This window comes from Streptomyces sp. P9(2023) (assembly GCF_032436795.1).
In the GTDB taxonomy this organism is placed as follows: Bacteria; Actinomycetota; Actinomycetes; order Streptomycetales; family Streptomycetaceae; genus Streptomyces.
Genome location: NZ_JAUPWM010000011.1, coordinates 54,840 through 76,299, shown reverse-complemented (window position 1 = coordinate 76,299; position 21,460 = coordinate 54,840). Strand labels below are relative to the sequence as shown.

Annotated in this window: 17 protein-coding genes; 9 read left to right on the top strand and 8 right to left on the bottom strand. The window is 70.6% G+C overall.

All coding sequences use genetic code 11. From position 1 onward, the window contains the following. The first annotated feature begins 4 nt into the window (after positions 1–4). Positions 5–1,378 (top strand): FAD-dependent oxidoreductase, encoded by a 1,374-nt coding sequence (locus Q5762_RS17665; RefSeq protein WP_315893087.1) that lies wholly within the window; start codon positions 5–7, stop codon positions 1,376–1,378. A 68-nt stretch (positions 1,379–1,446) separates the two neighbouring features. After that, positions 1,447–1,824 carry a hypothetical protein gene (locus tag Q5762_RS17660; protein ID WP_315893086.1) on the top strand — a complete coding sequence of 126 codons (378 nt, stop codon included), beginning with the start codon at positions 1,447–1,449 and terminating at the stop codon, positions 1,822–1,824. Positions 1,825–1,893: 69 nt separating this feature from the next. On the opposite strand, the gene hemE is transcribed toward Q5762_RS17660, so the two are convergent. After that, complete coding sequence (hemE, locus tag Q5762_RS17655; RefSeq protein WP_315893085.1) at positions 1,894–2,970, bottom strand: uroporphyrinogen decarboxylase; 1,077 nt, start codon at positions 2,968–2,970, stop codon at positions 1,894–1,896. Positions 2,971–3,062: 92 nt separating this feature from the next. On the opposite strand from hemE, the gene Q5762_RS17650 reads away from it, so the two are divergent. The 3 genes from Q5762_RS17650 to Q5762_RS17640 all read left to right on the top strand — a co-directional run bounded on the left by Q5762_RS17650 (position 3,063) and on the right by Q5762_RS17640 (position 6,123). Further along, on the top strand, positions 3,063–3,749 hold the full coding sequence (locus Q5762_RS17650; RefSeq protein WP_315893084.1) for a DUF3000 domain-containing protein: 687 nt from the start codon (positions 3,063–3,065) through the stop codon (positions 3,747–3,749). A 304-nt stretch (positions 3,750–4,053) separates the two neighbouring features. After that, entirely contained in the window at positions 4,054–4,719 is a 666-nt protein-coding gene (locus tag Q5762_RS17645) for a response regulator transcription factor (protein ID WP_315893083.1), read from the top strand. 117 nt (positions 4,720–4,836) lie between these two features. After that, positions 4,837–6,123 (top strand): ribonuclease D, encoded by a 1,287-nt coding sequence (locus Q5762_RS17640; protein ID WP_315893082.1) that lies wholly within the window; start codon positions 4,837–4,839, stop codon positions 6,121–6,123. Positions 6,124–6,178: 55 nt separating this feature from the next. Here the strand turns inward: Q5762_RS17640 and Q5762_RS17635 are convergent, their stop codons facing one another. Beyond that, positions 6,179–7,225 carry an alpha/beta fold hydrolase gene (locus Q5762_RS17635; RefSeq protein ID WP_315893182.1) on the bottom strand — a complete coding sequence of 349 codons (1,047 nt, stop codon included), beginning with the start codon at positions 7,223–7,225 and terminating at the stop codon, positions 6,179–6,181. Positions 7,226–7,617: 392 nt separating this feature from the next. Here Q5762_RS17635 and Q5762_RS17630 point away from each other — a divergent pair, with 392 nt between their 5' ends. Together Q5762_RS17630 and Q5762_RS17625 are read left to right on the top strand one after the other, a co-directional pair. Beyond that, the gene (locus tag Q5762_RS17630) at positions 7,618–8,832 is read left to right on the top strand and encodes an acetyl-CoA C-acyltransferase (RefSeq protein WP_315893081.1); all 1,215 of its coding nucleotides are present in this window, start codon (positions 7,618–7,620) and stop codon (positions 8,830–8,832) included. Further along, on the top strand, positions 8,829–10,982 hold the full coding sequence (locus tag Q5762_RS17625) for a 3-hydroxyacyl-CoA dehydrogenase NAD-binding domain-containing protein (RefSeq protein ID WP_315893080.1): 2,154 nt from the start codon (positions 8,829–8,831) through the stop codon (positions 10,980–10,982). Before Q5762_RS17630 ends, Q5762_RS17625 begins: the two co-directional genes overlap by 4 nt. Positions 10,983–11,060: 78 nt before the next feature. On the opposite strand, the gene Q5762_RS17620 is transcribed toward Q5762_RS17625, so the two are convergent. Beyond that, positions 11,061–12,155 carry a hypothetical protein gene (locus Q5762_RS17620; RefSeq protein ID WP_315893079.1) on the bottom strand — a complete coding sequence of 365 codons (1,095 nt, stop codon included), beginning with the start codon at positions 12,153–12,155 and terminating at the stop codon, positions 11,061–11,063. A gap of 503 nt (positions 12,156–12,658) precedes the next feature. On the opposite strand from Q5762_RS17620, the gene Q5762_RS17615 reads away from it, so the two are divergent. Both Q5762_RS17615 and Q5762_RS17610 read left to right on the top strand, forming a co-directional pair. Then, complete coding sequence (locus Q5762_RS17615; RefSeq protein WP_315893078.1) at positions 12,659–13,750, top strand: LCP family protein; 1,092 nt, start codon at positions 12,659–12,661, stop codon at positions 13,748–13,750. A 12-nt stretch (positions 13,751–13,762) separates the two neighbouring features. Further along, positions 13,763–14,143, top strand: coding sequence for an NTP pyrophosphohydrolase (locus Q5762_RS17610; RefSeq protein ID WP_315893077.1), 381 nt, complete (start codon positions 13,763–13,765; stop codon positions 14,141–14,143). A 37-nt stretch (positions 14,144–14,180) separates the two neighbouring features. On the opposite strand, the gene Q5762_RS17605 is transcribed toward Q5762_RS17610, so the two are convergent. From Q5762_RS17605 to Q5762_RS17585, 5 genes are all read right to left on the bottom strand, one after another. Then, entirely contained in the window at positions 14,181–15,659 is a 1,479-nt protein-coding gene (locus tag Q5762_RS17605) for an amino acid permease (protein ID WP_399495192.1), read from the bottom strand. Between the two features lie 191 nt (positions 15,660–15,850). Then, complete coding sequence (dxs, locus tag Q5762_RS17600) at positions 15,851–17,770, bottom strand: 1-deoxy-D-xylulose-5-phosphate synthase (RefSeq protein WP_315893075.1); 1,920 nt, start codon at positions 17,768–17,770, stop codon at positions 15,851–15,853. 209 nt (positions 17,771–17,979) lie between these two features. Next, the gene (locus Q5762_RS17595) at positions 17,980–19,362 is read right to left on the bottom strand and encodes a sugar ABC transporter permease (protein WP_399495189.1); all 1,383 of its coding nucleotides are present in this window, start codon (positions 19,360–19,362) and stop codon (positions 17,980–17,982) included. Continuing rightward, positions 19,359–20,165, bottom strand: coding sequence for an ATP-binding cassette domain-containing protein (locus Q5762_RS17590; protein WP_315893074.1), 807 nt, complete (start codon positions 20,163–20,165; stop codon positions 19,359–19,361). Before Q5762_RS17590 ends, Q5762_RS17595 begins: the two co-directional genes overlap by 4 nt. 187 nt (positions 20,166–20,352) lie before the next feature. After that, complete coding sequence (locus Q5762_RS17585) at positions 20,353–21,453, bottom strand: substrate-binding domain-containing protein (protein WP_315893073.1); 1,101 nt, start codon at positions 21,451–21,453, stop codon at positions 20,353–20,355. Between the last annotated feature and the right edge of the window lie 7 nt (positions 21,454–21,460).

The window sequence follows — 21,460 nt, the reverse complement described above, 5'->3', positions numbered from 1 at the left end:
TCGTATGAGCGAACGACTGGTGGTCATCGGCGGTGACGCGGCGGGCATGTCCGCCGCGTCGCAGGCACGCAGGCTCAAGGGCCCCGAGGAGCTGGAGATCGTCGCCTTCGAACGCGGTCACTTCTCCTCGTTCTCCGCCTGCGGCATCCCGTACTGGGTCGGCGGCGACGTCGCCGAGCGCGACGAGCTGATCGCGCGTACCCCGGAGGAGCACCGGGCGCGGGACATCGACCTACGGATGCGGACGGAGGTCGTCGAGCTCGACGTTCAAGGGCAGCGGGTGCGCACGCGGGACCTGGAGTCGGGCGCCGTGGCGTGGACGGGCTTCGACAAGCTGGTGATCGCGACCGGCGCGCGACCGCTGCGGCCGCCGTTGCCGGGGATCGACGCCCCGGGCGTGCACGGCGTGCAGACCCTGGACGACGGTCAGGCGCTGCTCGACTCGCTGGCGCTTTCGGAGGGCCGGCGGGCGGTGGTCGTGGGGGCCGGGTACATCGGCGTGGAGATGGCCGAGGCGCTGCTGAACCGGGGCTACGAGGTGACGGTCCTCAACCGGGGCGAGCAGCCGATGGCGACGCTCGACCCGGACATGGGCCGGCTCGTCCACGAGGTGATGGACGGTCTCGGGATCACGACGGTCGGCTCCTCGGCGGTCACCAAGATCCTCACGGGGGACGACGGCCGGGTCAGGGCGGTGGCGACGGACGACGGCGAGTACCCGGCGGACGTGGTCGTCCTCGGGATGGGCGTCGTACCGGAGACGGGTCTCGCGGCGGCCGCCGGGCTGCCGCTGGGGACGTACGGCGGGCTGCTCACCGACCTCGCGATGCGGGTGCGGGGCCACGAGAACATCTGGGCGGGCGGCGACTGCGTGGAGGTCCTCGACCTGGTCTCGGGCCGCGAGCGGCACATCGCGCTCGGCACGCACGCCAACAAGCACGGCCAGGTCATCGGCTCGAACGTGGGCGGCGGCTACGCCACGTTCCCGGGTGTGGTGGGCACGGCGGTGTCGAAGGTCTGCGACCTGGAGATCGCGCGGACGGGCCTGCGCGAGAAGGACGCCCGGGAGGTGGGTCTGCGGTACGTGACGGTGACGATCGAGTCGACCAGCCGGGCGGGCTACTACCCGGGCGCCGCCCCGATGACGGTGAAGATGCTCGCGGAGCGTCGTACGGGCCGGCTGCTCGGGGTGCAGATCGTGGGCCGCGAGGGGGCCGCCAAGCGGGTGGACATCGCGGCGGTGGCGTTGACGGCCGGGATGACGGTGGAGCAGATGACGGCGCTCGACCTGGGGTACGCGCCGCCGTTCTCGCCCGTGTGGGACCCGGTCCTGATCGCGGCGCGGAAGGCGGTGGCGGCGGTACGCAAGGCGGGCTGATCCGAGCGGGCCAGTGACCCACGGTGACGAATTGCGATGTTGTAATGACCGTGGGTTAACTCGATGACATGATCAGACACACCGTGCGTGCGCTCTGCGCCGCCTCACTCGTCATCGCCCCGCTCGCTCTGAGCATCACGCCCGCCCAGGCCGTGACCTGCACGGTCAACGGCGTCCCCCGGACCGCCACCAACCTGACCGGCACGCCCGGCAGCGACTTCATCCGCTGTGCGTCGGTCCCCGCCGGCCACTCGGTCGACGGTCTCGGCGGCAACGACTTCATCGCCGTCGACGGCCTCGTGTCGCCCATGGCCTCGGTACGCGGCAACACCGGCAGCGACTTCCTGCGGGTCAACGGCAACGCCGGCGTCGTCGACGGCGGCCCCGGCAGCGACTTCTGCCGGGTCGCCACGGGCAACCCGCCGATCAACTGCGAGGCCAACTGACCCCTTCACGCCCCCGGCCCGCCGCCCCGAACGGGGGTGGCGGGCCGGGGCCGTGCGGTGGGGGCGTCGTCAGACAGCCGTCTTGGTGTGGACGTAGTCCACCAGGCGCGTCAGGGCTTCCGGGTTCGTCGTCGGCAGCACGCCGTGGCCCAGGTTGAAGACGTGTCCCTCCAGGCCCTTGGCGGCGGCCAGGACCTCGTCCGCCTTGGCCTCGACGGCCTCCGGGGTGGAGAAGAGCACGGCAGGGTCCAGGTTGCCCTGGAGCGCCTTGCCGGGGCCGACGCGCCGGGCGGCCTCGTCCAGCGGGACGCGCCAGTCGACGCCGACCACGTCGGCGCCCGCCTCGCCCATGAGGCCGAGCAGCTCACCCGTACCGACACCGAAGTGGATGCGCGGGACGCCGTACGAGGCGACCGCGTCGAAGACCTTGACGGAGGCGGGCATCACCGAGCGCCGGTAGTCGGCGGGGGCCAGGGCGCCGACCCAGGAGTCGAAGAGTTGGACGGCGGAGGCGCCGGCCTCGATCTGGACCTTGAGGAAGGCCGAGGTGATCTCGGCGAGGCGGTCGAGCAGATCGGCCCACAGCTGCGGGTCGCCGTACATGAGCGCCTTGGTGTGCTCGTGGTTACGGGACGGGCCGCCCTCGACGAGGTAGCTCGCGAGGGTGAAAGGCGCGCCGGCGAAACCGATGAGCGGGGTGGCGCCCAGCTCGCCGGTGAGCATCCCGATGGCCTCGGTGACGTAGTGGACGTCCTCGGGGGTCAGGTCGCGCAGCCGGTCGAGGTCGGCGCGGGTCCGGATCGGGTCGGCGACGACCGGTCCGACGCCGGGCTTGATGTCGAGATCGATACCGATGGCCTTGAGCGGGACCACGATGTCGCTGAAGTAGATCGCCGCGTCCACCTTGTGGCGGCGTACGGGCTGCAGCGTGATCTCGGTGACCAGCTCGGGCCGCATGCAGGACTCGAGCATCGGGATGCCCTCGCGGACCTTCAGGTACTCGGGCAGCGAGCGCCCCGCCTGACGCATGAACCAGACCGGTGTGTGCGGCACGGGCTCACGCCGGCAGGCCTTCAGGAAGGCGGAGTCGTACGTCTGCGGCTGGTGCTTCGTCTGCTGGCCCTCGGGGCGTTCGTTGGCGCTCACGCCCAGAATCTTCGCATGCACGCGGAAGCCGCCCGCCCGGGGCGGGGTGTCCCTCCCTGCGCGAGGCCCCCGTTCCGCCTACTCTTCCCCGCATGGCTGCGGCTCAGGGACATTTTTCCGATCATTCCGACGGTGACGGAGGTACGGACGACACGGAGGCGAACGCGGTGCCACCCGCCTTCAGACGGGCGGTCGACGCATTGCGGACGGCTCGGCTGCGGCCGGAGCTGGAGATCGACCCGACCAGGCCTCCGCAGCGCCTGGCCCCTTACGCGTACGCACTGGAGGCGGCGGTCGTCGAGGGCGAGGACGATCTTGCCGACGGCCGGCTCGTGCTGCTGCACGACCCGGCGGGGCACGATGCCTGGAAGGGTACGTTCCGCCTGGTGACGCTCGTCCGGGCGGAGCTGGAGCCCGAGATGGCGTCGGACCCGCTGCTGCCGGAGGTCTGCTGGTCGTGGCTGACCGGCGCGCTGGAGGCGCGCGGGCTCGCGTACGGGGAGGCGAGCGGGACGGTCACCCACGCGGGTTCGCACTACTTCGGGGGGCTCGCGGAGCGGCGCCCGGCGACCCAGATCGAGATCCGGGCGTCGTGGACGCCGCAGGAGGCGCTGGGCGGCGTGCCGGACACCGGGGCGCATCTGGCGGCCTGGTGCGATCTGCTCTGCCAGATCGCGGGGCTGCCGCCGTCACCGTCGCCGCCCGACCCGGGGGCGAGCACGATCTCGGGCGCGGGGGTCGTCTCGCTGCCGCAGCGCAGGGGGCCGCAGCAGCCGTAGGGGGCGTCCGGGGAAGGGTCCGGGGAGGAGCCTTGCGGGCACCCCGGGGAGGCGTTGATCCGGGCCCCGGGAACGGTCTGGGACGGCCCCTGACGGGGCCGTAGGCGTCGCCCGGACGGAGGCTCACTCGTAGGATGATCGATCACGCGTCCGAATTGCCCCAATTGTTACTCACCAAATCGTGATCTTTCCCTAAAGGCGGGCGGCCGAGCTGCCGAAGAGGTCAATGACCCCTTCACCGCACGGGTTCGCCCCCGGCTTCTTCCCCGAGCCGGCTCCGTCCCGCATCTCCCCAGGAGGCCGTGTGTCCGTTCTCCTCGAGCAGCCCGCAAGCCTGGTCGGCTACCGCCCCAACAAGCCGACGGCCATGGTCGTCGTGGCCGACCCGCGCGTCCGCTCCACCGTCACCCGCCACCTGTGGGCCCTCGGCGTACGCGACGTCATCGAGGCGTCGTCCATCGCGGAGGCCCGTCCCCGCGTCGGCAACCCCCGCGACATCTGCGTGGCCGACGTCCACCTCCCCGACGGCAGCGGCCTCACGCTGCTGTCCGAGACCCGCGCGGCGGGCTGGCCCAACGGCCTCGCCCTGTCGGCGGCCGACGACATCGGCGCGGTGCGCAACGCGCTGGCCGGTGGAGTCAAGGGCTACGTCGTCACCGGTACGCGCACCAACATCGGGCACCCCACCCGCCCCGGCGCCGCCCCCATCGGCTCCGCGGCCGCCCGTCTCGGCCACCGCCGCCCCCCGGGTGCTCCGAGCCACCCGGGCGGCTACCGCGAGCTCTCCGGCCGCGAGGTCGAGGTGCTCCGGCTGGTCGCCGAAGGCCAGTCGAACAAGGCGATCGGCGTCTCCATGGGCCTGTCCGCCCTGACCGTGAAGAGCCACCTGGCCCGGATCGCCCGCAAGCTGGGCACCGGCGACCGGGCGGGCATGGTCGCGGTGGCGCTGCGCACCGGGATCATCCACTGAGGCCGACGAGCCCCCGGAGTCCCCGAACGGGCCCCCCGCGCGGTTGACGAAACACCGGCGCCTGTCGACGGAACGTTCCGTCGACAGGCGCTTGCCGTTCACAGATACCCTTGACACGTGACCGACGCCCAAGAGACCGCAGCAGACACAGCACTGCGAACCACCGGGGGCGCTCCCCCGGACGACGACGTCCCTGCGAATGGGCTGCCGATCCCCTTGCTGGAGCCCCGTGAGGGCATTCCGCCCGTCGTCGCGACCGACGAGGCGCTCGCCGAGGTGATCGCCGCGTTCGCCGCGGGCCGCGGGCCCGTCGCCGTGGACGCCGAGCGCGCCTCCGGCTACCGCTACGGCCAGCGCGCCTATCTCGTCCAGCTCCGCCGCGAGGGCGCGGGCAGCGCGCTCATCGACCCGGTGGGCTGCCCCGATCTGTCCGGCCTCGGCGAGGCGCTCGCCGGGACCGAGTGGATCCTGCACGCGGCGACCCAGGACCTGCCGTGCCTGCGGGACATAGGCATGGTGCCGACGCGGCTCTTCGACACCGAGCTGGCCGGCCGGCTCGCGGGCTTCCCGCGGGTCGGGCTCGGGGCCATGGTCGAGTCCGTGCTCGGGTACGCGCTGGAGAAGGGGCACTCCGCGGTGGACTGGTCCACCCGCCCGCTGCCCGAGCCCTGGCTGCGGTACGCCGCGCTTGACGTCGAGCTCCTCGTCGACCTGCGTGACGCGCTGGAGAAGGAGCTCGACCGGCAGGGCAAGCTGGAGTGGGCGCTGCAGGAGTTCGACGCGATCGCCTCGGCCCCGCCCGCGCCGCCGCGCAAGGACCCGTGGCGCCGGACGTCCGGCATGCACAAGGTCCGCCGTCGCCGCCAGATGGCGGTGGTACGGGAGCTGTGGACGGCCCGCGACAAGGTGGCGCAGCGGCGGGACGTGTCGCCGGGCAAGGTGCTGAGCGACGCGGCGATCGTGGAGGCGGCGCTCGCGGTGCCGGCGAATGTCACGGCGCTGACCGCGCTGCCCGGTTTCGGCCACCGCATGGGCCGCCGGCAGCTGGAGCAGTGGCAGGCGGCCGTGGAGCGGGCGAAGGCCCTCCCGGACAGCGAGCTGCCGCAGCCGGGCACGCAGGTCGCGGGCCCGCCGCCGCCGCGCGCGTGGGCGGACAAGGACCCGATCGCGGCGGCCCGCCTGTCGGCGGCGCGCACGTCGATCTCGGCGCTCGCGGAGGAGCTGAACCTCCCCCAGGAGAACCTGATCACCCCGGACACGGTCCGCCGCGTCTGCTGGGAGCCTCCGACCCCGTCCACCCCGGACGCGGTCTCGACCGCCCTCACCGGCTACGGCGCCCGCCCGTGGCAGGTGGACCTGGTGACCCCGCTCCTGGTGACGGCACTGACGAGCGCCAAGGCCTGACCTGACGACCCTGGAGTCCCCGGCCGTGCTGTGCCCGGCCGGGGACTCCGTCGTCCTACGGCGCCGGACTGATGTCGCCGTTCGTGTTCATGTCGAAGACGCCGAGGGTCTTGCCGTCGACCTTGAGGTGCTCGAGCCAGTGCTTCGTGAGGTTGTGCACGTTCTTGTGCTGCGTCTCCCACACCACCGAATGCCCCGCGCAGGCCAGCTTGACCATCAGCTTGTGGGAGCCCGCGATGGCGTTGTAGAGCGCGGGGACCGAGAAGTCGAGTTCCGGGTTGGGGTTGGGCGGTGAGGTGTTCACCTGGGTGTCGTACTCGCCGTACGCGATCAGCACGGGCACGCTTCCGCCGAGGACACCGCCCTGCGCAGCCGTCGTCTTGTTCCAGCCCCACCGGAAGAAGTTCCGGATCCGGCTGAGGCCCTCCGGCGGTCCCCATGTCCTGCCCACCGGGTCGTTCTCCATGACCGCGGCCCACACCTTCTCGACGATGCCCGGTTCGCGCTGGTTCTCGCAGCGCAGTTCCGTGTTCCACCCCGACTCGAAACCCCATCTCGTGCCCAGGAACGTCGGGAATCCCGGCTGCGGCAGCTGGCTCGGCGGGGTCGACGTGCCCTCGGGCGGGAAGATCGGCGCCAGCAGGAACAGGCTCTCCACCTTGGTGGGGTTGTTCACCGCGTACGGCCCCATGGTGAACGCCGCCGCGGACCAGCCGACGAAGGCGACCTTGGCCACGTTGCGCTCTTTGCGGATCCACTCCACGACGGTGTGCAGCTCGTCCCGGTCGCTGTTCGAGTTGTTCAGCTGGAACGCGTAGTTCGGTGTGCCCGGGGTGAATCCCGGTGGCCTCGGCTTCAGGAGGTTCTGATGGGCGGGGCTGACATTGCGCGGGTCCTCCATCCTGGGACGTGGCGACAGTCCGGAGCCCTGGAGGTCCATCATGAAGACGTCGTAGCCGGCCTTGGCCAGGTGGTCCGCCCAGCTGTAGGAGGCGTGCTTGAGGTCGAAGCCCGCAGCCACCGGAACGCTCCGGCCGTGCAGCATGAGCACGGCCTTGCGCTCCGGGAGATGCCCCAGGGGCGTGCCGTCCCGCTCCCGCACGAAGAGCTTGACGATGTCGTCCTTGTTCGCGGGGACGGTGGACTTGTGGGTGACCTCGTGGTCCTTGGAGATGATGGCCGCCATGGGAATCCGTTCTGTGCGCTCGGTCCGGGGCCTCGTGCCCCGGCCAGGCCAGCGTCGGCTCGATGTGCACCCGGCGCCACGGCACGGCTGCCGGCCGGGGCCCATCGGGTTGCGGGACCCTCCGATCGGCCGGGCGCGCGTGGGGGCGCACATCCGTCCGGCGTGCTGTTCGGGGTGTGACCTTCGCCGCTCCCGCCCAGGGGGGTGGGCAGGGTGGTTACCCGCAAGTAGCATGGGGGGAGCAAGCGCGCGCTTAGTCGTGTGCCGCAGCAGTGCAGTGCCATCCCGCACCCTGGAGGAGAGCCATCGTGCCTCGTACCGTCAGGGACGTCGTCTTCGTCGACGGCGTCCGCACCCCGTTCGGCAAGGCGGGCCCGAAGGGCATCTACCACGAGACCCGCGCCGACGATCTCGTCGTGAAGGCCATCCGGGAGCTGCTGCGCCGCAACCCCGGCCTCGACCCCGCGAAGATCGACGAGGTCGCCATCGCCGCGACCACGCAGATCGGTGACCAGGGTCTGACCCTCGGCCGTACCGCCGGCATCCTCGCCGGCCTGCCGCAGTCCGTCCCGGGCTACTCCATCGACCGCATGTGCGCCGGTGCCCTCACCGCCGTCACCTCGGTCGCCGGCTCCATCGCCTTCGGCGCCTACGACGCCGTCATCGCCGGCGGTGTCGAGCACATGGGCCGTCACCCCATGGGCGAGGGCGTCGACCCGAACCCGCGGTTCGTGAGCGAGAAGCTCGTCGACGAGTCCGCCCTCTTCATGGGCATGACCGCCGAGAACCTGCACGACCGCTACCCGAGCATCACCAAGCAGCGCGCCGACGAGTACGCCGTGCGCTCGCAGGAGAAGGCCGCCAAGGCGTACGCCGACGGCAAGATCCAGGCGGACCTGGTGCCGATCTCGGTGCGCCGTACCAACGCCGAGGCCGGCGAGACCGGCTGGGGCCTGGTCACCGCCGACGAGCCGATGCGCCCGGGTACGACGATGGAGTCGCTGGCCGGCCTGAAGACGCCGTTCCGCGTCCACGGCAACGTCACCGCCGGTAACGCGGCCGGTCTCAACGACGGCGCCACCGCCTCGATCATCGCCTCCGAGGACTTCGCCCGCGAGCACGACCTCCCGGTGAAGATGCGCCTCGTCTCGTACGCCTTCGCGGGCGTCGAGCCCGAGGTCATGGGCTACGGCCCGATCCCGGCCACCGAGAAGGCGCTCGCCCAGGCGGGTCTGTCCATCGAGGACATCGACCTCTTCGAGATCAACGAGGCCTTCGCCGTTCAGGTGCTGGCCTTCCTCGAGCACTACGGCATCGCCGACGACGACGCCCGCGTCAACCAGTACGGCGGCGCGATCGCCTACGGTCACCCGCTCGCCTCCTCCGGCGTCCGTCTGATGACGCAGCTGGCCCGCCAGTTCGAGGAGAACCCGCAGGTCCGTTACGGCCTCAACACCATGTGCGTCGGCTTCGGCATGGGCGCGACGGTCATCTGGGAAAACCCCCACTGGGAGGGCAAGTGAGCACCACCGCCGAGCTTCTGAAGGGCGCCGCCGAGCTCTTCCCGGACGAGGTCGTCACCAGCGCCCACGTACGGCACTTCGAACTCCCGGCCACGGGGTCCGATAGCGGCTCCGCCGCGGGCGGCCGGTTCGCGCTGATCACGCTGGACAACGGCTTCGACCACACCAAGCCGACCACCTTCGGGCCGCAGTCCCTGGCGAACCTCAACCTCGCCATCGACCAGGTCGAGAAGGAGGCCGCCGAGGGCTCCATCGTCGGCGTCGGTGTCACCGGTAAGCCGTTCATCTTCGCCGTCGGCGCCGACCTCAAGGGTGTCGAGCTGCTGAAGCGCCACGAGGACGCGCTCGCCATCGGCAAGGGCGGCCACGACGTCTTCAAGCGTCTGTCCGCGCTGGCCGTGCCGACCTTCGCGTACTACAACGGTGCGGCGATGGGCGGCGGTGTCGAGGTCGGTCTGCACTGCACCTACCGCACCGTCTCGAAGGCCCTGCCGGCCTTCTCGCTCCCCGAGGTCTTCCTCGGTCTCGTCCCCGGCTGGGGCGGCTGCACGATCCTGCCGAACCTGATCGGTGCGGAGAAGGCCGTCTCGGTCATCATCGAGAACTCGCTCAACCAGAACCGTCAGCTCAAGGGCAAGCAGGTCTTCGAGCTCGGCATCGCCGACGCGATCTTCGAGGGCGCGGACTTCCTGGAGCAGTCGCTGATCTGGACGGCCTCCGTCCTCAACGGCTCCGTCGCCGTCGAGCGGCCCGAGATCGACCGTGGTGAGGGCTGGGACCAGGCCGTCGCCAAGGGCCGGTTCATCGCCGACTCCAAGGTGCACGGCGCCGCCCCGGCCGCGTACCGCGCCCTGGACATCATCGCCGCCTCCAAGGACGGCGACCTCCAGGCCGGTTTCGACGCCGAGGACACCGCGCTCGCCGACCTGATCATGGGCGGCGAGCTGCGCTCCGGCATCTACGCCTTCAACCTGGTGCAGAAGCGCGCCAAGCGGCCGGCCGGTGCCCCGGACAAGTCGCTGGCCCGCCCGGTCACCAAGGTCGGTGTCGTCGGCGCCGGTCTGATGGCCTCGCAGCTGGCGCTGCTCTTCCTGCGCCGCCTGGAGGTGCCGGTGGTCCTCACCGACATCGACCAGGAGCGCGTGGACAAGGGTGTGGGCTACGTCCACGCAGAGATCCAGAAGCTGCTCGGCAAGGGTCGCATCAACCAGGACAAGGCCAACCGCCTGACCGCCCTGGTGACCGGCGTCCTGGACAAGGCCGAGGGCTTCGCGGACGCGGACTTCATCATCGAGGCCGTGTTCGAGGAGATGACGGTCAAGCAGAAGGTGTTCGCGGAGGTCGAGGCGGTCGCCCCGGCGCACGCGATCCTCGCCACCAACACCTCCTCGCTCTCCGTCAGCGAGATGGCCTCCAAGCTCCAGCACCCGGAGCGCGTGGTCGGCTTCCACTTCTTCAACCCGGTCGCGATCCTCCCGCTCCTGGAGATCGTGCGCGGCGAGCAGACGGACGACGCCTCCCTCGCCACCGCGTTCGGTGTCGCGAAGAAGCTGAAGAAGTCCGCGGTCCTCACCAAGGACGCCCCGGCGTTCGTCGTGAACCGCATCCTGACCCGCTTCATGGGCGAGATCCAGAACGTCATCGACGAGGGCACCCCGGTCGTCACGGCGGAGAAGGCCATCGAGCCGCTCGGTCTGCCGATGTCGCCGCTGGTCCTCCTGGAGCTCGTCGGCCCGGCCATCGGTCTGCACGTCTCCGAGACCCTGAACCGCTCCTTCCCGGAGCGCTTCACCGTCTCCCCCAACCTGAAGGCGGTCGTCGAGGCCGGCAAGCGCGGCTTCTACGTCTACGACTCCGGGAAGCCGGAGCTGGACCCCGAGGTCGCCGCCCTCCTCAAGCAGGGCGATGTCGTCCTGACCGAGGAGCAGGTCCGCGACCGCGTCCTGGACGCGGTGGCGCAGGAGATCGGCCTGATGCTGGAGGAGGGTGTCGTCGCCGAGGCGCAGGACATCGACCTCTGCCTGATCACGGGCGCCGGCTGGCCCTTCCACCTGGGCGGCATCACGCCGTACCTGGACCGTGAGGGCGTCTCCCAGCGGGTGAACGGCAAGCCGTTCCTCGCGCAGGGCGTGGCGAGCGTCCCGGCGTAACGCCTGAAGAGCACGCGGAACGGCCCCGGCACCTGGGAAAGGTGCCGGGGCCGTTCCGCGTACCGCGCCGTGCGGCGCTCAGGCCACCGTGTGCCAGCCGCCCAGCTGGAAGCCGTCGGCGTCGGCCTGCTGGCGCATGGTGAGCAGGACGGGTCCGGTGGGTCCGCCGGCCACCGTCATGGCCACCAGACCGCCGTCCAGACCCTGCGTGAGGGTGGTGGCGACGGTGCCCTGCGGCGCGCCCGTCTCGGTCCACTTGGCTCCCGCGGTCTCCTGCTCGGCGGGGTACGCGGCCAGGGCGAGGCGTCCGTCGGCGGACTGCTGGGCGAGGACGGTGCACTCGAAGCCGTCGATCCGGCACCGCGTCGCGGCGAGCGGGCCCGTTCCGACGGCCTCGACGAACGGCGTCGTCTCCGGTGAGCGGTCCGGGGACCAGACGCAGACGCGCCCTTCCTTGTCGAGGTAGAAGAGCGTGGCGTGGCCCGAGGGCCCGGTGACGGCGGCCAGGCTGCCGAGGGTGACCGCCGCGGGCACCACGTCCTGCCGGACGGGCTTGCCGCCGGGCTCCTCCTGGACGTAGCGCACCAAGCCCTTGGCGGTGGCCGTGTACAGCTCGACGAGGCCGGCGCCGTTGGTGACCGCGACCGGCGAGGGGTCGGTGCCGCCGCCCTTCAGGTCCCACCAGGGGTGCCAGCCGCCGCCCGACTTCTGGGCCCGTACGCTCAGCCCGCCGCCGCCGTTCTTGGTGAAGACGTATGCGCGTCCCTCGGAGTCGACCGTGACGCTCGGGTTGCCGGTCCACTTGAAGCTCTTGCCGTTGGAGTGCTGGATGGAGCGCCACTCCACGTTGGGGCGGCCCGTCTGGAACTGGGTGCTGTGCATCAGCTCGACGTGGTCCTCCTCACCTTCCACCGGGCGCAGCCCGACGAGGTGGACGTAACGGTCGGCGCCCTGTCCGACCGCCAGGATCGGCTGGAGTCCGCCGCCACCGAGGGAGACCGGGCCGCTCCACCGTCCGTCGGTGCCCTCGGTCCAGCGCAGCACCTCGCCGTCGCGCATCAGGTAGGCGCTGAAGCGGCCCTCCGCGCCACGGGTGAGCCAGCCCCCGCGCAGCGTGGGGACGGTGAACGGCCCCTGAGTACGGTGGGTCGGGTCCTCGGATCGATATGCCATGGGGTCCAGCGCTCCGGTCGACAGGTCAGCAGTGGAATGTGCAGGTCCGCTCGGACTGCTGTTCGTCGACTTTAGTGGGTGCCGGGAGTGCCTGACGCCGCCGTGGGGTACGCCGCCGTCGCGCCGGGCAGCTGTCCGGCGTGGAACCGCCGGTTGCGCGGCGAGCCGGTCTCGAACTGCCGTACGGACTGCCGGCCGAGCGCCACTGACCTGCGGCGGCGCGGTCCGCCCGCCGGACGTCCGGGGCTCCGCGGCCGGGCGTGGAGTCGGGCCCGGCCGGTCCAGCTCTCCGTGGCACCCGCGACTCCCCCGTTCCGACCGAATGACCGTCGCATCACCTGTGGCGGTTGTGTGACTGTTCCTCGAACAAAGGGCGAACGGATGTGCACACGGCCGCCTATACTGCACGCTCCACAGGAGCTGAGCGGATCCTGCTGCCCCGGGGGGGGTGCCGAGTCGCCGTACCCCGCAGCGGGTTGCCAGAATTCGAGGATGCACGCGCGATGAGCCAGGACATACGTACGCCTGACACCGGACCCGACGGCGGGGCCCCCGCCGGACGTTCCCGCAAGGCGCCGAAGCGCAAGCGCAGGACGGGCCGGATCATCCTGCTGACGCTGCTCGTGCTCCTGCTCGCCGCGGGCGGCACCACGTACTGGATGTACAGCAGCCTCGACAGCAACATCAAGGCCGTGGACGTCGACAAGGCACTCGGCGACGACCGCCCGCAGAAGCTCCCCACCGCCGGCCAGAACCTGCTGGTGCTCGGCTCCGACTCGCGTGCCGGAGCCAACGCCGAGCTGGACGGCGGCAAGGTGAGCGGGGCCCGCTCGGACACCGCCCTGGTGGTCCACATCCCGGAGGGCCGCACCCAGGCGGTCGCCATCAGCATCCCCCGCGACACGCTCGTCTTCCGGCCCGAGTGCCAGAAGTCCGACGGCGGCACCGCGCCCGGCGCACAGCGCGTGATGTTCAACTCCGTGTTCGCGCAGTACGGACCGGTCTGTGTGATGAAGACGGTCGAGAAGATGAGCGGCGTGCGCCTCGACCACTACCTGGAGATCGACTTCGCGGGCTTCAAGGACCTGGTGGACGCCATCGGCGGCGTCACGGTCGACCTCGAGGAGCCCATCAAGGACGGCTCGGCCGGACTGAACCTGGCGGCGGGCCCGCAGCGGCTCGACGGCACCCAGTCCCTGGCCTTCGTACGGACCCGGTACGGCGTCGGCGACGGCAGCGACCTCGGCCGCATCGGCAACCAGCAGAAGTTCCTCACCGCGCTGCTCACCGAGGTGCGCAAGCAGGACCTGCTGGGCAGCCCCACCAAGACGTACAAGGTCGCCGATTCGGCGACCAAGGCACTGACCACCGACTCGGGGCTCGCCTCGCTCACCGCGCTCAGCGAGTTCGCCCGCTCCCTGAACGGGGTCGACCCGAGCAGCATGGAGACGATCATGCTGCCGGTCGCCTACGACAAGAAGGACCCGAACCGGGTGGTGGCGTACGAGCCCAACGCCTCCCGGCTGTGGAAGGCGATCCGCGAGGACACCAGCATCCCGGCGGCGGCCAAGAAGTCGCCCGCGACCGGCGGCTGACATCCTGTCCGCATGGACGGGGAAGAGCTGACGCCGCCTCTGCTGATCGTCGACGGCGCCAATGTCGTGGGGTCCGTTCCCGACGGCTGGTGGCGGGACCGGCGCGCGGCCGCCGAGCGGCTGCGCGACCGGCTCGCGGCCGGCGGCGTTCCGGAGGGCGGGCCCTTCGAGGTGGTGCTGGTCGTGGAGGGCCGGGCCCGCGGCGTGGAGTCCGTGCCCGGCGTACGGGTCGAGGAGGCGCCCGGCAGCGGCGACGACCTCATCGTGGCCCTGGCCCGGAACGCGGCCGACCGGCCGTGCCTGGTGGTCACGGCCGACCGGGAACTGCGGCGGCGGGTGGGCGAGCACGGGGCCCGGTGCGTGGGTCCGCGTGCGGTGCGGGAGATCCCTTAGTGCGGACCCTTGGCACAGACCCCTTGGTACAGAGCCCCTAGTACAGCGCGTCGGGGCCGGCCTTGCCGAGGCGGCTGTGGGAGCGGCCGTAGAGGAAGTACACGACGATGCCGATCGCCATCCAGACGGCGAACCGGAACCAGGTCTCGCCCGGCAGGTTGAGCATCAGCCAGAACGACGCGGCGATGGACAGGATCGGGAGCACCGGCACCCACGGGGTGCGGAAGGCGCGGTGCAGGTCGGGGCGGGTACGGCGGAGCACCATCACGCCGACGGCGACCATGACGAAGGCGAACAGCGTGCCGATGTTCACCAGCGTCGCGAGCTCGTTGATGCTGGTGAAGCCCGCGACGATGGCGATGATGACGCCGAGCAGGATCGTCGGCCGGTACGGCGTCCGGAAGCGCGGGTGGGTGATGGAGAAGAACCGCGGCAGCAGCCCGTCGCGGCTCATCGCGAAGAACACCCGGGTCTGGCCGAGCAGCAGGATCAGGCAGACGGTCGTGAGGCCGACGGCGGCGCCGAAGCTGATCACGCCGGCGTAGAAGGGGTGTCCGGCGGCCTTGAAGGCGTCGGCGAGCGGGGCGCTGACGGAGAGTTCGCTGTAGTGCTGCATACCGGTGACGACCAGGGCGACGGCGACGTAGAGCACCGTGCAGATCAACAGCGAGCCGAGGATGCCGCGGGGCATGTCGCGCTGCGGGAGCTTGGTCTCCTCGGCGGCGGTGGCGACCACGTCGAAGCCGATGAAGGCGAAGAACACGACGGAGGCGGCGGTGAAGATGCCCATGACGCCGAAGTTGGTGGGCTCGTAGCCGAAGATCGTCTGGACCAGTGGGGCGTCCCAGGCGGAGCCGCCGCCCTCCGGGGTGACCGCGTCGGGGATGAACGGGTCGTAGTTGTCGCCGACGATGAAGAACAGACCCGCGACGATCACGATCATGACCACGGTCACCTTGATGGCGACGACGAGGGCGGTGATCCGGGCGGAGAGCTTCATGCCGAGGACGAGGATCACCGTCAGCACCAGGACCAGGATGAAGGCCAGGATGTCGAAGGTCCCGCCGGGTGCGTCGGGGCCTTCCAGAGCCGCTGGTAGATGCCAGTCGATGTTGTCCATCAGCGAGCGGACGTAGCCGGACCAGCCGACCGCGACCACCGCCGTGCCGAGCGCGAACTCCAGGACAAGGTCCCAGCCGATGATCCAGGCGGGCAGTTCGCCGATGGAGGCGTACGCGAAGGTGTACGCGGATCCGGCGACCGGGACCGTGGAGGCGAACTCGGCGTAGCAGAGGGCCGCGAGCGCGCAGACGATGCCGGCGGCGACGAAGGCCAGCGCCGTGGCGGGCCCGGCGTTCTCCTTCGCCACCTTGCCGGTGAGGACGAAGATGCCGGTGCCGATGATGACGCCGACGCCGAAGACCGTCAGGTCCCACGCGGAGAGGGATTTCTTGAGCGCGTGCTCCGGCTCCTCGGTGTCACGGATCGATTGCTCGACCGTTTTCGTCCGGAACATCCCGGTGCTCGCTCGTGGTGGCTGCTGGTCCGTACTCACCGTCGTACCTCCGTGCCGTCGGTCCCGACACCCATGATCGAGACCCCGAAGGAGTGGCGCGCGTCGAGGATGCGCGTTTCACACGAAAGGGCCGGTCGGTCACCCCGTGGGGTGGTCCGACCGGCCCAATGGTGACGCCGGGTGACCGGAGGTCAGTCGCGGGCGGGCTCCACGGCGCGGTCGCTGTCCTCGTACTTGCCGTCGAGGCGGGAGACGAGGCCGGTGACCTGGCGGGCGATGTCCGGGGCGGTCAGCCCGATCTCGGCCATCACCTCGGCGCGCGAGGCGTGGTCGAGGAAGCGCGGCGGGATGCCGAAGTCGCGCAGCGGAACATCCACCCCGGCGTCGCGCAGGGCCTGGGCGACGGCCGAGCCGACGCCGCCGACGCGGCTGTTGTCCTCGACGGTGACGACGACCCGGTGCTGCTCGGCGAGCGGTGCGAGCGCCTCGTCGACCGGCTTGACCCAGCGGGGGTCGACGACGGTGGTGGAGATGCCCTGCTTGTCGAGCAGGCCGGCGATCTCCAGGCACATCGGCGCGAGCGCGCCGACGGAGACCAGGAGCACGTCGGGCGTCGGCGTGCCGGGCTCGCGGAGCACGTCCACGCCCCCGATACGGCGCAGGGCCGGTACGGCGGGGCCGACGGCGCCCTTGGAGAAGCGGACGACGGTCGGCGCGTCGGTGACCTCGACGGCCTCGCGCAGCTGGGCGCGGACCTGGTCGGCGTCGCGCGGGGCGGCGAGCCGCAGACCGGGCACGACCTGGAGGATCGACATGTCCCACATGCCGTTGTGGGAGGCGCCGTCGGTGCCGGTGACGCCGGCCCGGTCCAGGACGAACGTGACGCCGCACTTGTGCAGGGCCACGTCCATGAGGACCTGGTCGAAGGCGCGGTTCAGGAACGTCGCGTAGACCGCGAAGACCGGGTGGAGGCCGCCGGTGGCGAGGCCGGCCGCGGAGACCGCGGCGTGCTGTTCGGCGATGCCGACGTCGTACACCCGATCGGGGAAGGCCTTGGCGAACTTGTCGAGGCCGACGGGCTGGAGCATGGCCGCGGTGATCGCGACGATGTCCTCGCGCTCCTTGCCGAGCTCGACCATCTCCTGGGCGAAGACGCCGGTCCAGTCGGCGCCGGAGGAGGAGATCGGCAGGCCGGTGTCGGGGTGGATCTTGCCGACGGCGTGGAAGCGGTCGGCCTCGTCCTGGAGGGCGGGCTGGTAGCCGCGGCCCTTCTCGGTGAGGCAGTGGACGATCACCGGGCCGCCGAAGCGCTTGGCGCGCGTCAGGGCGGACTCCAGGGCCTCGATGTCGTGCCCGTCGATGGGGCCGACGTACTTCAGGCCGAGGTCCTCGAACATGCCCTGCGGGGCGATGAAGTCCTTCAGGCCCTTCTTGGCGCCGTGCAGGGTCTCGTAGAGCGGCTTCCCGACGACGGGGGTGCGCTCCAGGATGTCCTTGCCGCGGGCCAGGAAGCGCTCGTAGCCGTCGGTGGTACGGAGCGTGGCCAGGTGGTTGGCGAGGCCGCCGATCGTGGGGGCGTAGGAGCGCTCGTTGTCGTTGACGACGATGACCAGCGGGCGGTCCTTGGCGGCGGCGATGTTGTTCAGCGCCTCCCAGGCCATGCCGCCCGTGAGGGCTCCGTCACCGATGACGGCGACGACGTGGTCGTCCTTCTTCAGGACCTCGTTGGCCTTGGCCAGACCGTCGGCCCAGCCGAGGACCGTGGAGGCGTGCGAGTTCTCGATGATGTCGTGCTCGGACTCGGCCTGCGAGGGGTAGCCGGACAGGCCGCCCTTCATCTTCAGCTTCGAGAAGTCCTGGCGGCCGGTGAGCAGCTTGTGGACGTAGCTCTGGTGGCCGGTGTCGAAGAGGACCTTGTCCTTCGGGGAGTCGAAGACGCGGTGCAGGGCGATGGTCAGCTCGACCACGCCAAGGTTGGGCCCCAGGTGACCGCCGGTCTTGGAGACGGCGTCCACGAGAAACGTCCTGATCTCCTCGGCCAGCTGGTCCAGCTGTTCCGGGGAGAGCCGGTCCAGATCACGCGGTCCCCTGATACGGGTCAGCAGTGCCACCCGTGCCTCCTTGCCATTGAGCTGGTCGAGCTTGCCGATTCGTCGAGTCTAATGTTCCGCCCCCGACCGTGGTCATCGGACGGCGGGGTGCGGGTCACCCGTGTGGCCGACACACCGCTGAGCGTACGGGCGGTCCACAGGGCCAGACGCAGCAGTGCCCGGCACCGGTTCTGCGGCGCCGGACACTGTGGGATGGCTAACGCGGGGGGCTAGGCGCGGCCCGCGGTCTTCTGCGTACGGCGCGAGATCGAGTCGATGACGACGGCGGCGAGGAGCACCGCGCCGGTGATCATGTACTGGATCTCGTTGGCCATGCCGATCATGTTCAGGCCCTGCTGGATCGACTGGATCACGATCATTCCCAGGAGTGCCGACCAGACCTTGCCGCGGCCGCCGAAGAGGCTCGTACCGCCGATGACGGCGGCGGCGATGACCAGCATCAGCGTGTTGCCGCTGCCCAGGCTCTTGGTGGCGCCACCGGAGAGGCTGGCCACGAAGAGGCCGCCGAAGGCGGCGAGCATGCCGGAGACGCCGAAGACGACGATCCGGATCCGGTCGACGTTGATGCCGGCGCGGCGGGCCGCCTCGGCGTTGCCGCCGACCGCGAAGACCTTGCGGCCGAAGAGGGTGCGGCGGGCGACGAAGTCGGCGATCACCAGGACGGCCAGGAAGAGGACCAGGGCGAGCGGCAGGCCGCGGGCGCCCTCGGGCTCGTTCAGGACGTAGGCGACGACGAAGCACAGGACGGCGACGACGGCGGTGCGCAGCACGATCTCGCTGACCGGCCGGGACGGCAGGGCGGCGGCCTTACGGCGCTTGGCGTCCAGGACCAGGGAGCCGGCGTAGGCGAGGACCGCGGCGAGGGCCAGACCGTACGCGGCGACCTTGTCCTCGAAGTAGTACGCCGTGAGGTTCTCCACGATGGAACCGGAGGGCGCGTTGATCGAGCCCTCCTTGCCCATCAGCCAGATCTGCAGACCGCTCCAGCCGAGGAAGCCGGCGAGGGTGACCACGAAGGCCGGAACGCCGATCTTGGCGAAGAAGAAGCCGTGCAGCAGCCCGATGAGGAGACCGGAGGCGACGGCGAGCATGACCGACAGGAGGTCGCTCATGCCGTTGGTGACGTTGAGCACCGCCCAGACGGCGGCGCCGACGCCTGCCACCGAGCCCATCGACAGGTCGATCTCGCCCAGGATGAGGACGAAGACGATGCCGACGGCCATGATGCCGAGTCCGGACGAGTACACCGCGATGTTGGCGACGGAGCTCGCGGAGAGGAAGTTGCCGTTCTGGACCTGGAAGACGATCGCGATGACGATCAGGCCCAGCACGACGGGCAGGGAACCGAGCTCGCCACCGCGGATCTTGCGGGTGAACTCGGTCCAGTAGCCCTTGATGCCCTCCTCGCGGACCAGCAGGCGCGGGTCGACGGCGGGTATCGGGGCGGCGGATCCCTCGGCGGGGGCGGCCTGGGCCGGCACGGCAGCCTCGGGCGCCGCGGTCTCGGGCGCCGCGGTCCCGGGCGCCGCGGTCCCGGGCGCCGCGGTCCCGGTGTTCTCGGGCGTCTCGGGGGTCTTGGCGAGGTCGCTCACTTCGCGTCCTCCTTCGTGGCCGTGGCCGAGGCCGTACGGGCCTGCCGACGGGTCACGGCGTTGTCCGTGGCACCGGTGATGGCGGCGATGATCGTCTCGTGGGTGGTGTCCTTGACGTCGAAGACACCGTTGTTGCGGCCCAGGCGGAGGACCGCGACCTTGTCCGCGACGGCGCGGACGTCGGCCATGTTGTGGCTGATGAGGATGACTCCGTGGCCGCGCTCGCGCAGCCGCTCCACGAGGTCGAGCACCTGTGCGGTCTGCTCGACGCCGAGGGCGGCGGTGGGCTCGTCCAGGATGACGATCTTCGGGTCGCCGATCAGAGCGCGGGCGATGGCCACGACCTGGCGCTGACCACCGGAGAGCGCCGCGACGGGGATGCGGACCGAAGGAATCCGGATGGACAGGGTGTCCAGGAGTTCCTTGGCTCGCTTCTCCATGGCGATCTCGTCGAGGACGGAGCCGGAGCTCAGCTCGCTGCCGAGGAAGAGGTTGGCGACGACGTCGAGGTTGTCGCAGAGCGCCAGGTCCTGGTAGACGGTGGCGACCCCGAGGTTCTGGGCGTCGTGGGGCTTGGTGATCTGGACGGGGCTGCCGTCCCACTCGATCACGCCCTCGTCGATCGGGTGGACACCCGAGATCGTCTTGACGAGAGTCGACTTGCCGGCGCCGTTGTCGCCGACCAGGGCGACGACCTCACCGGCGTGGATCTCCAGTTCTACGTCGGTGAGCACCTGGACGGCGCCGAACCGCTTGGAGACTCCGCGCAACGCCAGCACGGGCGTAGCGGACACGTGAATCATCTCCTTCGCCGCCTGACCGGCGGGGATGGTGGTGCGAGAGAGCACAAGAGGGGCTGTGAGAGAAGTCCGGCGCCCCGCCCCCGCTTGCGGGGCGTTGAACGGGGCGGGGCGCCGGACCGGACCGGGGGCCGTTCGGAGGAGGTCGCCGGGACCTCTGGGGCCCGAACGGCCGTACCGGCAGCGGGGGTTACTTGATGCCCGCCGCCTCGCAGGCCGCCTTGTACTCGGCGGTGCAGATGTCGGCCGCCTTGTAGACGCCGTCCTTGATGATCGTGCCGGCGATGTCGCCCTTGGTGACGACCTGGGCGTCGTACAGCTTCGCCGGGATGTCCTTGAACTCACCGGTCAGGCTGGTGACCTTGGTGGGAACGAGGTCGTCGATCTTCTCGCCCTTGAGGAGGCGGACCGCGATCTCGGCGGTGGTCTCGGCCTCCGGCTTGATCTGCTTGTAGATCGTGAAGGCCTGCTCGTCCTTCAGGATCCGCTGCAGACCGGCGAGCTCGGCGTCCTGGCCGCCGACCGGGACCTTGATGCCCTGCTTGGAGAGGGCGGTGATGATGCCGCCGGCCATGCCGTCGTTGGCCGAGTAGACGCCCTGGAAGCCGTCCTTGCCCAGCGAGTCGATGGCGGCACCCATCTTCTTGTTGGCCTCGTCCGGGGACCAGTCCGGGATGTCCTGCTCGTATACGACCTTCTTGACGGCCGAGTCGAGGACGCCGTGGGCGCCCTTCTTGAACAGCGGCGCGTTCGGGTCGGTCGGCGAGCCGTTGATCATGACAACGTTGGCGTCCTTGGCCTTGTCGCCGAGCGCCTTCACCAGGCCCTCGCCCTGCAGGCGGCCGATCTTCTCGTTGTCGTACGAGACGTAGGCGGAGAGGGGGCCCTCGGCCAGCCGGTCGTACGCGACGACCTTGACGCCCTTCTTCTCGGCCTGCTGGACCCAGGACTTGGTGGCCTTGTAGTCGACCGAGTCCAGGATGATGACCTTCACGCCCTGCGTGACCAGCGCGTCGAACTGCTTCTTCTGCGTCTCGGTGTCCTGCGCGGCGTTGTTGTACTTGACCTCGCAGTCCGAGCAGAGAGCCTTGATCTTCGCCTCCATGATGGGGCGGTCGAAGGTCTCGTAGCGCGTGGTCTTGTTCTCCGGCAGCAGCAGACCGATGGTCTTGCTGTCGCCGCCGCTCCCGTTGCCCGAGTCGCTGTCGCCCGCCTTGCCACACGCGGCGACGGAGAGGGCCATGGAAACCGCGGCCGTGCCTATGACGACGCGACGCGTCAATGCGTTCATTGGGGTT

Bases quoted from the DNA above. Each gene is read 5' to 3' on its own strand.
- Q5762_RS17665 (WP_315893087.1), top strand. From the start codon at position 5: ATGAGCGAACGACTGGTGGTCATCGGCGGTGACGCGGCGGGCATGTCC.
- Q5762_RS17660 (WP_315893086.1), top strand. From the start codon at position 1,447: ATGATCAGACACACCGTGCGTGCGCTCTGCGCCGCCTCACTCGTCATC.
- Q5762_RS17650 (WP_315893084.1), top strand. From the start codon at position 3,063: ATGGCTGCGGCTCAGGGACATTTTTCCGATCATTCCGACGGTGACGGA.
- Q5762_RS17620 (WP_315893079.1), bottom strand. From the start codon at position 12,155: ATGGCATATCGATCCGAGGACCCGACCCACCGTACTCAGGGGCCGTTC.
- Q5762_RS17615 (WP_315893078.1), top strand. From the start codon at position 12,659: ATGAGCCAGGACATACGTACGCCTGACACCGGACCCGACGGCGGGGCC.
- Q5762_RS17610 (WP_315893077.1), top strand. From the start codon at position 13,763: ATGGACGGGGAAGAGCTGACGCCGCCTCTGCTGATCGTCGACGGCGCC.
- Q5762_RS17605 (WP_399495192.1), bottom strand. From the start codon at position 15,659: ATGTTCCGGACGAAAACGGTCGAGCAATCGATCCGTGACACCGAGGAG.
- Q5762_RS17590 (WP_315893074.1), bottom strand. From the start codon at position 20,165: ATGATTCACGTGTCCGCTACGCCCGTGCTGGCGTTGCGCGGAGTCTCC.
- Q5762_RS17585 (WP_315893073.1), bottom strand. From the start codon at position 21,453: ATGAACGCATTGACGCGTCGCGTCGTCATAGGCACGGCCGCGGTTTCC.